Source organism: Terrabacter sp. LjRoot27 (assembly GCF_964254175.1).
Taxonomy (GTDB): Bacteria; Actinomycetota; Actinomycetes; order Actinomycetales; family Dermatophilaceae; genus Terrabacter.
Map to the genome: position 1 here is coordinate 3,190,707 of NZ_CAXUSS020000001.1, position 14,249 is coordinate 3,204,955.

At 73.4% G+C, this 14,249-nt stretch carries 14 protein-coding genes; 3 read left to right on the forward strand and 11 right to left on the reverse strand.

Annotated elements, in window-relative coordinates:
- The first annotated feature begins 96 nt into the window (after nt 1-96).
- Nucleotides 97-1,083, forward strand: a complete 987-nt coding sequence (locus ACSQ2D_RS14815; RefSeq protein WP_435986698.1) for a MauE/DoxX family redox-associated membrane protein — start codon at nt 97-99, stop codon at nt 1,081-1,083.
- A gap of 92 nt (nt 1,084-1,175) precedes the next feature.
- Here the strand turns inward: ACSQ2D_RS14815 and ACSQ2D_RS14820 are convergent, their stop codons facing one another.
- From ACSQ2D_RS14820 to ACSQ2D_RS14855, 8 genes are all read right to left on the reverse strand, one after another.
- Nucleotides 1,176-1,775: a hypothetical protein gene (locus tag ACSQ2D_RS14820; protein WP_435986699.1), complete on the reverse strand. Its 600-nt coding sequence runs from the start codon at nt 1,773-1,775 to the stop codon at nt 1,176-1,178.
- Nucleotides 1,776-1,913: 138 nt separating this feature from the next.
- Nucleotides 1,914-2,225 (reverse strand): hypothetical protein, encoded by a 312-nt coding sequence (locus ACSQ2D_RS14825; RefSeq protein WP_435986700.1) that lies wholly within the window; start codon nt 2,223-2,225, stop codon nt 1,914-1,916.
- Nucleotides 2,222-3,001: a hypothetical protein gene (locus ACSQ2D_RS14830; protein WP_435986701.1), complete on the reverse strand. Its 780-nt coding sequence runs from the start codon at nt 2,999-3,001 to the stop codon at nt 2,222-2,224. The genes ACSQ2D_RS14825 and ACSQ2D_RS14830 overlap by 4 nt, the downstream gene beginning before the upstream one ends.
- The gene (locus ACSQ2D_RS14835) at nt 2,998-4,167 is read right to left on the reverse strand and encodes a glycosyltransferase (RefSeq protein ID WP_435986702.1); all 1,170 of its coding nucleotides are present in this window, start codon (nt 4,165-4,167) and stop codon (nt 2,998-3,000) included. Before ACSQ2D_RS14835 ends, ACSQ2D_RS14830 begins: the two co-directional genes overlap by 4 nt.
- On the reverse strand, nt 4,167-5,186 hold the full coding sequence (locus ACSQ2D_RS14840; RefSeq protein ID WP_435986703.1) for a glycosyltransferase family 4 protein: 1,020 nt from the start codon (nt 5,184-5,186) through the stop codon (nt 4,167-4,169). The genes ACSQ2D_RS14835 and ACSQ2D_RS14840 overlap by 1 nt, the downstream gene beginning before the upstream one ends.
- On the reverse strand, nt 5,183-6,340 hold the full coding sequence (locus tag ACSQ2D_RS14845) for a glycosyltransferase family 4 protein (RefSeq protein WP_435986704.1): 1,158 nt from the start codon (nt 6,338-6,340) through the stop codon (nt 5,183-5,185). Before ACSQ2D_RS14845 ends, ACSQ2D_RS14840 begins: the two co-directional genes overlap by 4 nt.
- Nucleotides 6,337-7,683: an O-antigen ligase family protein gene (locus ACSQ2D_RS14850; RefSeq protein ID WP_435986705.1), complete on the reverse strand. Its 1,347-nt coding sequence runs from the start codon at nt 7,681-7,683 to the stop codon at nt 6,337-6,339. Before ACSQ2D_RS14850 ends, ACSQ2D_RS14845 begins: the two co-directional genes overlap by 4 nt.
- Nucleotides 7,680-9,677: a glycosyltransferase gene (locus ACSQ2D_RS14855; protein WP_435986706.1), complete on the reverse strand. Its 1,998-nt coding sequence runs from the start codon at nt 9,675-9,677 to the stop codon at nt 7,680-7,682. The genes ACSQ2D_RS14850 and ACSQ2D_RS14855 overlap by 4 nt, the downstream gene beginning before the upstream one ends.
- A 130-nt stretch (nt 9,678-9,807) precedes the next feature.
- Between ACSQ2D_RS14855 and ACSQ2D_RS14860 the strand changes: the two genes are divergently transcribed.
- On the forward strand, nt 9,808-11,217 hold the full coding sequence (locus ACSQ2D_RS14860) for a polysaccharide biosynthesis tyrosine autokinase (RefSeq protein WP_435986707.1): 1,410 nt from the start codon (nt 9,808-9,810) through the stop codon (nt 11,215-11,217).
- 20 nt (nt 11,218-11,237) lie between these two features.
- Here ACSQ2D_RS14860 and ACSQ2D_RS14865 read toward each other — a convergent pair whose 3' ends face one another.
- Both ACSQ2D_RS14865 and ACSQ2D_RS14870 read right to left on the reverse strand, forming a co-directional pair.
- Nucleotides 11,238-11,546 (reverse strand): PqqD family protein, encoded by a 309-nt coding sequence (locus ACSQ2D_RS14865; RefSeq protein ID WP_435986708.1) that lies wholly within the window; start codon nt 11,544-11,546, stop codon nt 11,238-11,240.
- The gene (locus ACSQ2D_RS14870) at nt 11,543-12,436 is read right to left on the reverse strand and encodes a nucleotidyltransferase family protein (RefSeq protein ID WP_435986709.1); all 894 of its coding nucleotides are present in this window, start codon (nt 12,434-12,436) and stop codon (nt 11,543-11,545) included. The genes ACSQ2D_RS14865 and ACSQ2D_RS14870 overlap by 4 nt, the downstream gene beginning before the upstream one ends.
- Before the next feature lie 68 nt (nt 12,437-12,504).
- Between ACSQ2D_RS14870 and ACSQ2D_RS14875 the strand changes: the two genes are divergently transcribed.
- Nucleotides 12,505-13,152 (forward strand): phosphatase PAP2 family protein, encoded by a 648-nt coding sequence (locus ACSQ2D_RS14875; RefSeq protein ID WP_435986710.1) that lies wholly within the window; start codon nt 12,505-12,507, stop codon nt 13,150-13,152.
- Between the two features lies 1 nt (nt 13,153).
- Here the strand turns inward: ACSQ2D_RS14875 and ACSQ2D_RS14880 are convergent, their stop codons facing one another.
- Nucleotides 13,154-14,215 (reverse strand): glycosyltransferase family 4 protein, encoded by a 1,062-nt coding sequence (locus ACSQ2D_RS14880; RefSeq protein ID WP_435986711.1) that lies wholly within the window; start codon nt 14,213-14,215, stop codon nt 13,154-13,156.
- Nucleotides 14,216-14,249: the final 34 nt, after the last annotated feature.

Consider the following 14,249-nt stretch of genomic DNA (forward strand, 5'->3'; position numbering starts at 1 on the left):
CCCGATTGTGCAGGAGGTGCCCGTCGCCCTGCCGACCGGCCCGTGGGATCGCCCGATCACCCCCGGTGGTATGCCGTCCCCTGCCTAGAATGCGACGTGCCCTCCGACGCCCTCGCCCTCGCGCCCGTCATCCTCGCGGTCGTCCTCGTCGTCAGCGCGGTCGGCAAGCTGCGGTCGCCGAGCGCCTCTGCCGAGGCCTTCCGGGACCTCCGCGTGCCGGCGCCCCTGTCCGGGAGGCTCGTCGTCGAGGCACTGCCGTGGGGTGAGCTGCTGCTCGCCGCCCTGCTCCTGCTCGTCGGCGGGACGGTGGGCACCGTCGCCGCCGTGGCCGCGCTCCTGCTCTTCACGGCATACCTCGTCCTCGTGGTGCGGGCCCTGGGCTTCGACGAGGACGTCGAGTGCGCGTGCTTCGGGGAGTTCGCACCCGGACGCATCACGCGTCGCACGGTCGTGCGCAACGCCTGGCTCGTCGCGCTCGCGGTGACCGCCGTCGGGGTCGCGACCCAGGGGTCCTCGGTCGTGGTGCGCGTCGCCGACGGACGGTTGCCGTGGTGGTGGCTCGTCGCCGCAGTGGCCGCGGCGCTGACGACCTGGCTCGTCGCCGGGCAGGCGCCTGCGCAGCAGGAGCGCGGGGTGGATCCGACGGCCTACGCGGACGAGGAGGGCGACTACGTCCGCTACCGCACGCCGGCCCTGCCGGTCACCCTCGGTGACGGAACGACGACCAACCTGCGGGCCCTCAGCAGCGCCCGGGCCCAGCTGCTGCTCTACGTCTCCGACACGTGCAGCAGCTGCGAGGCCGTCATCGCGGCCGCCCCGGGGTGGAGCGAGGAGCTGACCCCGCTCGACGTGCGTCTCGTGCTGCGCAACGACCCGGACCAGACGCAGCTGACCTCGTCGGACGAGCCGCAGACGGTCCACGACCGCGAGGGCCTGCTCGTCGACACCTTCGGGGTGCACGGCACCCCGAGCGCGCTGCTCCTCGGCGCCGATGGGCTGCTCGCCGGAGGACCCGTCGTCGGGGTGGACAACGTCAAGGACTTCGTCACCGACATCCGGGCCGAGCTCGGTCTGTCGGTCTGACAGACGTCGGCGGCCGACGCGATCGTGACAGCAGAAGACCGGTGCGCGTCCCCGTGGGGTCGCGCACCGGTCAGGACCGTGGCCGAAGCCGATCAGGGCTGGAGCTGCTGGGCGCCGACGATGGGGCACGGCCCCTGGATCGGGGGCGTGTTGCCGAGCGACGCCTGGCTGAACTGCGAGGTGAACGTCGCCGGGCAGGCACTGCCACCGTTGCAGTCGTAGATGCGGTACGTGATCGTGACGGTCGAGTTCGCACTGTTGCCGGTGACGTTGGCCGACGTGAAGATCAGCACGCGCTGGTTGAGCGCGCCGTCCGGCGAGCAGTAGATGTGGCTCTGGTTGAGCGACGGGCACGAGCACGAGCAGCTCTGCTGGCCGCCGGGCAGGACGATCTTGTAGGCCCCGAGGTCGGGACTGCCTGCGACGGTGATGCTCGTGATCTCGACGATCGCGTCGCGCGGCAGCGGCCCCGTGACGTTGTTGGAGACCGCCTCGAACACGTAGCCCTTGAAGGTGGACTGCGACTCACCCGGCAGCTTGCAGGCATTGCCGGTGAGCGTCAGGAAGCCTGCGGACGCCGCCACCGTGGGCGCTGCCCCCGCGACCACGACAGCAGGTACGGCCCAGGCCGCACCCTTGACGACCGAGCGACGGCTCGGAGGCGCCGAGTCGGCGCCGTGATTGTGTGACATGAATGAATCCCCCACTCGATGACTGACCCCCCCGAGTCACTCGTCAACATACCGGAGCAACACGGCCCGGATGCCGGAAATCGCACACCTTGCGACCGCACACGAAGATCACGATCGAATGACGTCCGAATTGTTCACTTATGGCCCCTGACCTGCGGCGATGACGCCCTCGTCGACGAGCGCGAGCACCGCCGAACGGACCAGCTCGGACACTCCTCCGGCCGGCGGGGCCCCGAGCCTGGACACCAGCTCGACCTCGAGCTCGGCGAGGGTCCGGCCCGTCCCGACGGCGGACCGGACGGCGTGGCCCAGGGGCGAGAGGCGCACGACGCGGTGTCCGGACGTGCCCGCGACGAGGACGACGGTGCCGTCGTCGGTGGAGTACGTGTCGAGCACGTCACCTGAGCGCAGGAGGGTGTGCGGCGTGAGGACCCCGGCGGTGTCGCTCATCGTGACCTCCCGAGGACCTCGCGCACGACGGGCTCGACGTCGGCGGCGTCGTGGTAGCGGACCCGTCGCAGACCGCCGACCGACTGGACGAGGTCGGCGAGCCGGTGGAGCGGGCGGTCGAAGGACGCGAGCGACGACGTCTCCGGCGCCAGCAGGACCAGGGCGTCGAGCACGTCCACCTCCTCGACGACGACGGGCTCGCCTGCCTCGCGGTCGCGTCGCAGGATCACCATCCCGGCGAGCCAGGGCCGTACCTGCGGGCGGTGGAGCCCGAGATCGGAGGGAGCGACCTCGTCCTTGGGCTGGCCCACGTCCGGCCGCCGTACCGACAGGGGCTTGCAGTACGTCGAGATGGAGCCGTCCGCGGCGACCCCGGTGGTCTCGTCCGTGACGTAGCCCCGCCCGGGTCCGAGCGTGCGGACGAGCGTCGTCTTGCCGGTGCCGCCCGGCGCGACCATGGCGATCGTCGCGCCCGACCGCTGGTCGCAGAGGGCGGACGCGTGGAACATCATCAGCTCGCCCGCTCGGGCGAGGATCGCCGCGCGGGTGACGAGCTGCGTCAGGGACTGCAGGGCCTGCGCCACGTGGTCGGCACCCGCCTCCGGCGAGAGCTCGGGCGCCGCCGCGACGGGGCACCCCTGGACGGGCGTCGTGCGGCACGCCGACCACGCGTGCTCGACGGCCGGCCGTAGGCGGTGGTCCGGCACCTCGATGGCGATCGTGGCGCCGAGCGCCTCGACGTGGAGGAGGCCCTCGGTCGGCGCCGCCGACGTCACTCGGCCGCCCCCCGCTCGATCAGCCGGTGGAGCACCTCGGCGACCTGGTCGACGCGGCGCGACCAGTCGGCACCGGCAGCGCGCTCCGGGTCCACGACGCGGCCGGCTTCCGTGCCGACGCCGCCGAAAGCCCCGACGGCCGCGACAGCCCCGACGACAGCAGCCACGAAGGTCTCGTGCCCGGCCACCGTGACCCGGTCGTCGACGACGTCACGGAAGCCGGCCACCGGCGTCGCGACGACGGGTCGACCCGCCGCTTGGTACTCGTAGAGCTTGATCGGGTCGAGGCTGTCGGTGAACGGGGTCACGACGTGCGGCACGACGAGCACGTCGGCGTGCTGGAGGTAGGCCGGCACATCGGCGCTCGGGCGCGCACCGAGCATGACGACACCGGTGGCCTCGAGACGCGAACGTTGCTCTGTCGCAAGCGCGTTGGGTCCCACGAGTACGAGATGGCCGGTCCCTTGGAGGGCCCGCGCCGTGGCCGCGCAGAGGTCGACGTCGAGACGGTCACCGTGCAGCGTGCCGACGTAGACGGCCACGGCTCCGCCGGGAAGGTCCGCGGGACGTTCGCGGGCGACGAGGTAGCCCGCCGTGTCGACCCCGTTGGGCACGAGCGTCACCTCGCGGAGGGCGCCCTTGCTCGCCGCGAGCGCCGGCGAGCACACGACCACCTCGTCGCACCGGGCCAGCAGCACCTGCTCCTGGGCGATGACCCGCTCGGTCTCGGCGTTCGACCGGTCGGCGAGCGTCCAGTCGTCGGTGACGTCGTAGAGCGAGCGCCACTGCGTGGCCTCGACGAGCAACGAGCCGGCCGGGTCGTTGACCCAGAGGACCGGGTCGGCCATGCCCAGCGACCGGGTGGTCCGGAGCACCTGCCGGGCCCAGCGCTCGTCGACGCGACGGTCGACCCGTCGCGGCAGCCACTTCGTCGGCTCGAGGAGCCACAGCGCCTCGGGCCGTATGCCGTCGAGCGGCGGCCCGGCACGCAGGCCGCGCCCCAGCCTCGGCTGGCTGGCGCCGAGGGCCGCGTGGAGCGGGTCGGTCGCCGGCTCGACGAAGAGCACCCGCAGGTCGGGGTCGCGGCGCAGCAGTCCGGCGACGAGGTGCTGGTTGCGGCGCCAGACGCCGTCCCAGGCCTCGAGGGAGGTCACGACGAGGTCCATCAGAGGACCTCCCCGTAGACCGCTGCGGTCTCCCGCGCCTGGTGCGCGGGAGTGAAGAGGTCGCGCTGGACGGCCTGCAACGCGGCTGCGTACGTGTCGCGGCGCCCCGGGTCTCCGGCGAGAGCCGCGAGCAGCTCGCCGGCCCTCCGTGCGTCACCGGGTGGGTGGAGTGCAGCACCGGCGACGGCGCCGACGGTCTCGAGGTGGCCCCCGGCACCCACCGCGACCACCGGCAGCGCGGCAGCCATCGCCTCGAGGACCGTCAGCCCGAGTCCTTCGATGCGACAGGGTGCGAGCAGCACCCCGGCCCGCTCCATGAGGTCGGGCACGTCACGTCGGTGACCGAGGAAACGCGTCGAGTCCGTGATGCCCAGGTCGTCCGCCAGGGCGGTCAGCCGGTGACGCTCCGACCCGTCTCCCGCGATCTCCAGGCGCCACCCCTGCGCAGCGACACCGGAGGTGGCGAACGCACGCAGCGCCACGTCGGTGTCCTTCTCGGGCTCGAGGCGCTGGGCCACGAGGACGACGCGGTCGCGCCCCTCGGCGGGTGTCGTCGACGTCGTCGAGTCGACGCCCGGATGGATGACCACGCTGCGGCCGGCGACGGTGTCGGCGACGTAGTGGCTGATCGCGATCTGTGCGTCCACCCGTCGTCCTGCAGCGTTCGCCGCGACCGTGGACACCGGGTTGCTGCCTCGGGCGCGGGCAAAGTGACGCGTGACGACCAGTGGAGTGCTCACGCCGAGCATCGCTGTGGCACAGGCGATCTCGGCTGCCGTCATGTGCGCGTGGACCACGCCGGAACCCTTCGCCCAGCGCCGAACTGCCGCCAGCACCCCGTGGACGGTGGACGCCGGTAGCGTCCGGACGCCCGGTCCTGCGGCAAGGGCCATGCGGGTCGGGTCACCGCCGACGACGAGCACGTCGTTTCCCGACTCCAGCTGGGCCCGGGACAGCCTGGCGATGTGGCTCTCCACACCGGCGAACGCGTCGGAGCGGACCGCGTGGACGATCCTCACCTCACGTCCTCCTCGGCGCCTGCCTGCGCGACATCGGTCCCCACCGGAGCGCGGAGCACCTCGAGGTAGCGCCGCGCCACCGAGGCCCACGAGTGCTGCTCCGCGGTCGCGCGGGCCGCGCGACGGGTCGGCTCCTGCTCGAGGCCGAGCACCCGGGAGAGCCCGGCGGCGAGTCCGGCCACGCTCGAGTCGACGACGGCGCCGTTGACGCCCTCGACGACGACGTCGGGCACGCAGCCCGTGGCCGTCGCCACGACGGGGACCCCGCAGGCCAGTGCCTCGAGGACGACCAGGCCGTAGGACTCGTACGCGCTCGGCATGGCGAGGACGTCGGCGGCGTGCAGCCAGGGTCGCGGGTCGGGATCGGAGCCCGCGAAGCGCAGGCGCCCACCGACACCCCGGGAGGCGGCGCGTGCCCACTCGGCCTCAATCATGTCGGCGGTGCCGCCGACGACGACCAGGTGCACGTCGTCGTCGAGGGATGCCACGGCGTCGACGAGGACCGGCAGTCCCTTGCGCCCGAACTCGTTGCCGATGAAGAGCACCATCCGGTCCTCGTCGCCGAGGTCGAGCGCCTGTCGCGCCAGCCGACGCTCCTCGTCCGTCGGCGGCCGGAACCGGTCGACGTCGACGCCGTTGCCGATGACGACGGTCGGGATGGCGAGCCGCGGGTAGGTCTCGCGCAGCAGCCGCTCCTCGTCGGTGACGAGGTTGACGACGACCCGGTGCGTCCCTGCGCGGGAGTAGCGGATCCGGTCGCGGGTGGTGGTGAAGAGATGGAGGGGGTTGCGCACCATGCGCAGCCGGTGGTGCCCCCGCGCCCGCATGGCCACGGCGACCAGCCCGTGGTTGACGTAGATGTCGCCCGCGACCGCGTCGTTGTGGCACACCGACAGCTGCTCGGGGTGCTCACGCAGGTGGCGTCGCGCCCGAGCCGTGCCCACCGTCGAGAACCAGACGACGCGCCCGACGAGCGCCAGACGTCCCGCCACGCCCCCGCCCGGGGTGGGGAGCCACCCGCCGCCGGCCTCGACGAGCGTGAACCGCCGGACGTCGACGCCGAGCCGCTGCCACTCCTGCTCGAGGTGGTGCGCGACAGCACCGACGCCCGTGCCCGGGCCGATCTCGGGCGTGATCTGGACGATGGTCGTCATGCCGTGCCCGCCGGCACCCGAGGACTCGTGGCGACGTCGACGGGCCGCGCCCTCTCGCGTTCCGCGTGCCAGCTCGCGCCGAGGCAGATCCCGAGCACGACGAAGGGAACGGAGCCCTGGACCGCCGACCAGAACAGGTCGAACTGGCCCTGGACCAGCCGCGACACGAGCACGGCGACCGCCAGGGAGCCGTAGGCCGGGTCGAGCCGCCAGGCCACCCGGAGGGCGACGACCATGAGCAGCACGAAGGCCGCGAGGCCCACCACGCCGGCGGAGGTCAGCACCTCGATCTCGGCGTTGGGGGGCTGGAACTGGAAGGGGAACCGGTCGGTGTACCACCACCGCAGCCCGACGCCGAACCACGGGTCCGAGGACCACACGGTCATCGAGTCCTGGAACCACGTCAGACGCTGGAAGACGGAGTTGAACTGGTTGCCCGACTGGACCTGGTCCTGCACGAGGTTCGTCACGAACAGCACGAGCGGGGCGGCGAGGAGCAGCACGAGCTTCGACCTCTTCCGGTCGGTCTTGGACCGCAGGACGAGGACGAAGACGGCCGCCACGAGCCCGATGAGGGCCTGCCTCGACTGCGTGAACAGCACGGCGGCGAGCATGAGCACCATGAGGACGACGGACCAGCGCCGGTTGATTCCCGCCCACGTCGGCCGGGCGTAGACCATGACGGCCCCGGTCGCGCAGACCGTGCCGGCGAAGTTCTTGTGCATGCCGTAGGGGAAGCTCGGGTAGACCGGTGCGAAGTCGCCCTGGGCGAAGTGCACACTGCCCTCGATGACGGTGATGAGGGAGAGCACCGCGATCGTGCCGACGAGGAGCCGCACGCCGATCCGTCCGTGACCGTTGGCACCGACGGCCCATCCGACGACGAGCGAGCCCGCCACCATCATCCACGCGTGCGCCCACTCGACGGCGTTGGCGGCATACGGGTTGTTGACGACGGTGATCAACGTCGCGAACTGGTAGATCGCCGAGGCCCAGAGGACGGCGCGCATCCCCGGTGAGAACGGGCGCTTGGCGAGGAAGAGCGCCGGGAGGACCGCGGCGGCGAGGGCGAAGTCCGACAGGGACAGGTCGATGCCGCCACTGCCGACACGGAGCACGACGAGCAGCAGGGGCAGGACGGCGACCGGGATGAGTCCCGGCTGGACAGCGGTGAGCCCGACCGCCAGGACGGCGGCGGCGATGATGACCGCGGCCTCGGGCAGCGTGACGGCGAAGTGCCCGACCACCGCGACGAGCACGAGACCGCCGAGCACGAGGGCCGTCTGGACCAGCAGGTCACGGCGACCGGCGCCTCGGAGCCCGGCGGGGACGAGGCCGCTCACGACGCCTCCCCCTCAGCCGTGTGGTGCGGTCGCGGCCCGCGGGCCGACGCCCCGCCGGAGTCCGCCGGTCGCAGCTCGGAGCGGGCGGGCCCGGCGAGGTAGAGCCGCACCCGGGCGCGCGCGGCTCGACCCCGGTCACCGGGCAGGACGACGCCACGCACGGTCGAACCGACGACCTGCCCGGCCCGGCCCACCTGCCAGCCGGCGGCACCGAAGTGCTTGCGGAGGTAGACCTCCTGCGCGGCGTGGAAGTGCCCCTCCCGCCGCGCCGGGTCGGTGCTCGTCGCGGCGCCCACGTGCGTGGCCCGCGCGGCGGGCACGAGCGCGTGACGCCAGCCGAGCAGGACGGCGCGGTGCGCCCAGTCGGTCTCCTCGGCGTAGAGGAAGAAGCGCTCGTCGTCGAAGGGACCGACGTGGTCGAGGGCCTCGCGGCGAAGGAGCAGCACCGAGCCGATGACGTAGCGGTTGCGCCGCAGGCGTCCGAGACCGGCCGCCTCGACCCAGGTCGCGAGCGGTGACGGGAAGGGCCACTCGACGCGGGAGGGCGTGCCCGTGGCGTCGACCTGCGACGGCCCGACGCTCGCGAGGTCGGGCTCGGCGAGCAGGGCTGCGCGCAGGACCTCGATGTCGCCCGGGGCGACCACCGCGTCGGGGTTGACGAGCAGGACGTCGGCGCGGGGATCGACCCGTCGCAGCCCCTCGTTGACGCCGGCCCCGAAGCCCCCGTTGCGACCCGGGTCCACGTAGCGGGCGCCCGCGGCCTCCACCACGGCGCGCACCGCAGGCGAGGAGGAGTTGTCGACGACCGTGACCGACAGCGAGCTCAGTGGAGCCAGCGCGTCGGCGAGCAGGTCGGGCTGGCCGTACGCGACGACGACGACCTCGAGCGGCCGGTCGTCCGGTCCGGGCTGCGTCCACTGCTTCGTCGCGGCGCGGTACATCGCGTCGTGCTCCACCGCGATGCGGTCCCACGACGTCGCCGCGGCGCGGGCGAGGCCGGCTGCTCTGAGCCGCCCGGCGACGTCGCCGTCGTGCACGACCTCGCTGATCGCCTTGGCGAGCTCGACGGCGTCGCCCTCGGCGACGACCAGGGCGGCGTCGCCGACGACCTCGGGCAGCGCGCCGCTGTCGCTGACGACGACCGGGGTGCCACAGGCCATCGCCTCGACGGCGACCCTGCCGAACTGCTCGACCCAGGAGGGTGTCGTGAGCGACGGGACGGCCAGCACGTCGAGGGAGCGGTAGAAGTCGGGCAGTCCCTCGGGCGCCAGTGCGCCGACGAAGTCGACGCGGTCGGCGATGCCGAGCCGCTCAGCGAGACCCACCAGGGCGTGCTTCTCGGGTCCGTCGCCGGCGAGGCGAACGCGGACGGCGGGCTCGAGGGCCACAGCGCGCAGGAGCACGGCGGCCCCCTTGGCGGCGTCGAGGCGACCCGCGAACCCGACGACGGGCACCTCACGGGGCGTGACGGCATACGGCGGCGGGGTGAAGACGGTGAGGTCGGTCCCGAGGTCGAGGGTGCGGGCCCGACCCGGGAAGCCCTTGCGCTCGACGATGCGGCCCGCCGCGTCGTTGCAGACGTTGACGCCGCTCGCGTGCCGCAGCGCGGCCCGCTCGAGCCACCGGAAGGGCACGGGGTGGCGCTTGTCGATGTTCTGGGCCGAGTAGAGCAGGTAGGGCGCCCGCTGGCGCCGCAGCCACCGGAACAGCAGCACCTCGGCGGTGGCGAGGGCGAAGGGCTCCTCGTGGACGTCGATGACGTCGACGGGGCGGCCGAGGGCCCGCCACAGCGGGCGCGGGTCGTAGAGGAAGAGGGCCGGATGGGAGCCGACGGTGCCCGCCGGCACGACCGGCTCGCCGGGCCGCACGGACAGCGCGACGCGGCGACCGCCCTCGGACCACGCCGCAGCCGACACGACGTCGACACGGTGGCCGAGGCGTCGCAGGGCCCGCTCCCGCTCACGCCACGCGTCGACGACGGCGCTGTGGGACACGCGCAGTGCCCACATGACCACTCACCCCTCTCCCCGTGCCGTCCCCCGGATGTCCGCGACTCGGCACAACCCCTTGGATGATATGGGAGGATCACCGCACGTACTGTCGAGTTGGGCCGGGGGGGGCAAAGTGACGTTCCGGGAGTTCCTGGGCGTTCTGGGGGCACGGTGGCGCATCATCGCGGTGAGCCTGCTCGCCGTGGTGGCAGCGGCTGCCGTCCAGACGATGCTGACGCCTGCCGTCTACGCGTCCAGCTCGAAGATCTACCTGCGGGCCACCACGCCGGCGAGTGCGACCACCAACAACCAGGTCGTGACGTACGCCGTGCAGGCCTCCGACCTCGCGACCTACCTCGACGTCCTCACGTCGCCGTCGGTCATGGAGCCGCTCCGCGCCCGTCTCGGCCTGGCTCCGGGCACGCCCATCAACGTCTCCGGTGAGGTCTCGCCGACCTCCCCGATGATGACGATCACGGCCACGGGCGGCGACCCCGTCCTGCTGGCCCGCATCGCCAGCGAGGCCGGACCCGTGCTCGCCGACGTGGCGACGAAGAAGTTCTCGCCGCTGCTCGCGGCCAACGGACAGTCCGTCGAGGCCACGACGATCACCCCCGCCGACGTCCCGGGTGAGCCCACGTCGCCCAACGCCAAGCGCAACCTCATGCTCGGCGCCCTCCTCGGCCTCGCCCTCGGCATCGGCCTCGCGCTGCTCCGGCACACCCTCGACACGAAGGTGCGCACGGAGGACGACATCAAGGCGCTGTCCAACCGGCCCATCCTCGGCGACATCCCCATGGTGAAGTCGGTCAAGAACGGTCTGCTCTCCCTCGAGAGCGACCCCCACGGCCGGCACGCCGAGTCGATCCGGCGGCTGCGCACCAACATCCTCTTCGTCGACGTCACGACGGCCGGCCACTCGTTCGTCGTCACCTCCTCGGTGCCGGGCGAGGGCAAGACGACCACGACGGTCAACCTCGCGATCGCCATGGCCGATGCCGGGTCGAAGGTGCTGCTCATCGACGGCGACCTGCGCAACCCGTCGGTCGCGAGCACGATGGGCCTCGACGGCTCCTTCGGCCTCACCACCCTGCTGCTCGGGCAGGCGGACACCGAGGACGTCATCCAGCGCTGGCGCGAGAGCACCCTCCACGTGCTGCCGGCCGGGCCGGTGCCGCCGAACCCGAGCGAGCTGCTCGGCTCGGAGCCGATGGAGGTCCTCTTCGGCAAGCTGTCGCACGACTACGACTTCATCCTCGTCGACAGCCCGCCCGTGGTCCCCGTCATCGACGCCGTGCTCATCAACAAGCTGACCCACGGCCTCATCATGGTCGTCGGCGCCGAGCGCACGAAGAAGCGCGACCTCGCCAGCGCCGTCCAGTCGCTCGAGACCGTGGACGCCCCCGTCGCCGGCTTCGCCCTCAACATGGTGTCGTCCGGCTCGTCGACGGCCCACCGCTACGGCTACTACGGCTACAACCGCGACGCCGACGTGAAGCTGAGCCGGCGCGAGCAGCGGGCGCGAGCCAAGCACCAGGCCTGACGACGCGGTCTCGCTCCGGCTCAGCTCGTGGTGTCGGCCCGGGGGTCGGGCTCGTCCGCGGTCTGGGGCACGAGCAGCCTCCGCGCGCTCAGGTCGGCGACGAACGCCGTGACGTCGGCGGCGATGGCGTCCTCGGGCTGCCCGACCAGCTCGGCGACGCGGGCGACCCAGCCCGTCGCCGGAGCCGTCGTGGCCTCGACCCAGATGACCGCTGCGGCACCGTCGAGGACGACGAGCGGTCCCCCGGGCAGGTGCGCCACGTAGACGGAGCTCCCGTCGTCGCTCAGGGTGACGCCGGCTTCGGGTCCGGGCCGGAAGGCGGCGGTCACTGCCGGCCCCCACGCGCGAGACGGACGACCTGCTCGCGCAGGCCGCGGGCCGGCCGGCCGAAGAACTCGGCGACGATCTCCCGGCGCGAGACCGGTCGCCCGCGGACGATCGTCAGGTGCTCGACGTTGACGAGCACCGACCGCGAGGCGACCGTGAGCTTGCCGCGGATTCCCTGCGCCGCACGCACCCGGGCCTGCCACTCCTCCATCCGCGTGCCGCCGCGTGACGCGACGCGCCAGAGGTCGTAGGCCGGGTCGTCCCGGTGGTCGTCGAGGGTGCCGGTGATGACGGAGAAGCCCAACCCGGCGTCGAGCCGGTCGACCCAGTCGAGAATGGCGGCTCGTCGGGCGTCGTCGGCCGAGGTCCACACCCACTCGACGTCGTGGGCGGCCTTGGGGTCGCTGCCGCCCCGAGCGGCGTGGAGCAGCAGGAGGGCGGCCTGGGCGTCACGCGGCGGGACCGCGCACTCGACCCCGCCCAGCACCGTCGTCGTGCGATCCGCCCACAGCGTGTCGAAGGCGCGCTCCGGCGTGGGACCGGTGCCCGGGAAGATCCGGTGCAGGTCGAGGAGGCCGAAGTCGTCGTGGCGCAGGGTCGCCGAGTGCTCGAAGGACGAGCCGTAGGCGAAGGAGTTGATGAGCTCCCAGCCGTGCCGGCGCAGCTCGTCGAGCAGCATCCGCACGTGCTCCGGCCTGGCGAGCACGTCCGCGTCGGAGAAGCCACGCCCGGGGACCAGGGTCGGGTCGAGGGCGGCGCCCTTGACGTGCAGCAGGTCGGCGCCGCACCGGTCAGCGACCCACTGGAGGCAGGCGTGCGCGAATCCGATCCGGACCTCGAGAGGCACCGTGACCCCCTCCGCGGGAGCCTCCGTCGCCTCGTGGGCTGCCATCGCGCGAACCCCCATAGACTGCAAGCGGACTGGTCGATCGCACCCTAACAGCCCCGTAGGAGGCGCACGTGTCGCATCGCGATCGGCTCCGCTGGGGCGGCATCGCGGTGATCGCGGCCACGGCCTTCGTGCTCCTCGCCCTCGCGTCGACCCGCACCGGCGCCGGGGTGTCGCTCGACGCCACGCTGCGCGGCTGGATCCTCAACGGGCTCCCCGCACCGCTGCGTCAGGGACTGGACCGGATGGCGCGTCCGCTCGTCATCGTCGTGCTCGCCCCGACCGTGGTCGTCCTCGCCCTGCTCGCCCTCGTGCGTGGGGGCTGGCGGCGCGCGCTGGCCGGCGTCGTCATCCCCGCCGCGGCGACGTTCGTCGCTCTCGAGCTGCGCGTCCGCGACGTCTTCGGCATCGGGGGCGACGCGTTCCCCTCGAACCACGCGGCGGCCGGCCTCGGCCTCCTCGTCGGGGTCGCGGTCGTGTGGCCGCGCCCCGTGACGCGACGCGGCCTGGTCGGCGTGGCCGTGGCGGCGTCCTGCATCGGGCTCGGCAACGTCACGTGGTACGCCCACCAGCCCCGCGACGTCGTCGGCAGCGCGCTGCTCGTGGCGGCCGTCGCCGCGGCGACCTTCGCGGTCGTCGGCGGCGACTCCCCCAACCTCGCCCCGGACGTCCGGGCCTCGCGTCGCACGGCGCGGGAGACGGCGGGGCCCGTCGACTGAGTCAGCCGCCGACCGAGCGCCAGACCCGGGCGTGGCCCGCGGCGCTCGCCTCCCACGTGAACCGGCGCGCCCGCTCGAGACCGCGTCGGGCCATCGCCGCGACGTCGTCGCCACCGGTGAGGACGTCGAGGATCCCGTCGGCGAGCGCCATGCCGACCGGCTCCACGAGCAGCCCACCGTCACCGACGACCTCGGGCAGGGACGAGCGGTCGGAGGCGACGACGGGCACACCCGTGGCCATGCCCTCCAGCGCCGGCAGGCCGAAGCCCTCGACGAGGGAGGGCACGACGACGACGGACGCGGCGGCATACAGCCTCGGCAGCACGTCGTCGGCGACGCGTCCGACGAGGCGCACGCCGGGGAGCGCGGCGAAGAGCTCGGTGCGACGCGGGTGCGCCGGCCCGGCGAGCACGAGGGTCAGGTCGGGACGGGCGGCGTGCACCCGCGGCCAGGCGTCGGCCAGCGCGGCGAGGTTCTTGCGCTCCGACGCACCCCCGGCCGTGAGGACGAACGGGCCCTCGATCCCCAGCCCGGCCAGCGTCTCGGCGCCCATCGGCCGGGCGCCGAAGAAGCGGTCCTCGACGCCGTTGGGCACGACGACCGGGTCGACGAGCCCCAGCAGGTCGACGGCCTCGGTGGCCGTGAACGTCGACACGCACACGACGGCCGCTGCACGCCGCAGCTCCTCGGCCGCCGCAGCCACCGGCGGGGACTCGTCGGCGTAGCGCCACGCCACGACGTCATGGAGCGTCACGACCTCGCGGGGTGCCGGCGGCAGCTCGAGGTCCATCCGGTGCACGAGGCCTCCCCCGGCGTACGCGAGACGCCCGGCCCCGGCCCGAGCGCGCGGCGAGGCGCCCGTGAGCCAGCCCATCGGAAGACGCCGGGTGCCCGGGAGCGGGGAGCGGAGCGAGCGGGCGACCACGTGTCGCACGGACCACGTCTCGTCGGGTCCGGACAGCGCGTCGAGCGCCGCGGCGCCGCGGGAGGCGATGTGCCGCTGGTAGGCCTGCGCACCCATGGGCACCGCCATCGCGGTCGTGGCGATCGTGAGCCGGGGCACGCGGGGCCTGCCTGTCTGAGAGCGGTTGGGGATG

Coding starts and splice junctions, on each gene's coding strand:
- ACSQ2D_RS14820 (WP_435986699.1), bottom strand. CDS start 1,775: ATGTCACACAATCACGGCGCCGACTCGGCGCCTCCGAGCCGTCGCTCG.
- ACSQ2D_RS14825 (WP_435986700.1), bottom strand. CDS start 2,225: ATGAGCGACACCGCCGGGGTCCTCACGCCGCACACCCTCCTGCGCTCA.
- ACSQ2D_RS14835 (WP_435986702.1), bottom strand. CDS start 4,167: ATGGACCTCGTCGTGACCTCCCTCGAGGCCTGGGACGGCGTCTGGCGC.
- ACSQ2D_RS14845 (WP_435986704.1), bottom strand. CDS start 6,340: ATGACGACCATCGTCCAGATCACGCCCGAGATCGGCCCGGGCACGGGC.
- ACSQ2D_RS14870 (WP_435986709.1), bottom strand. CDS start 12,436: ATGGCAGCCCACGAGGCGACGGAGGCTCCCGCGGAGGGGGTCACGGTG.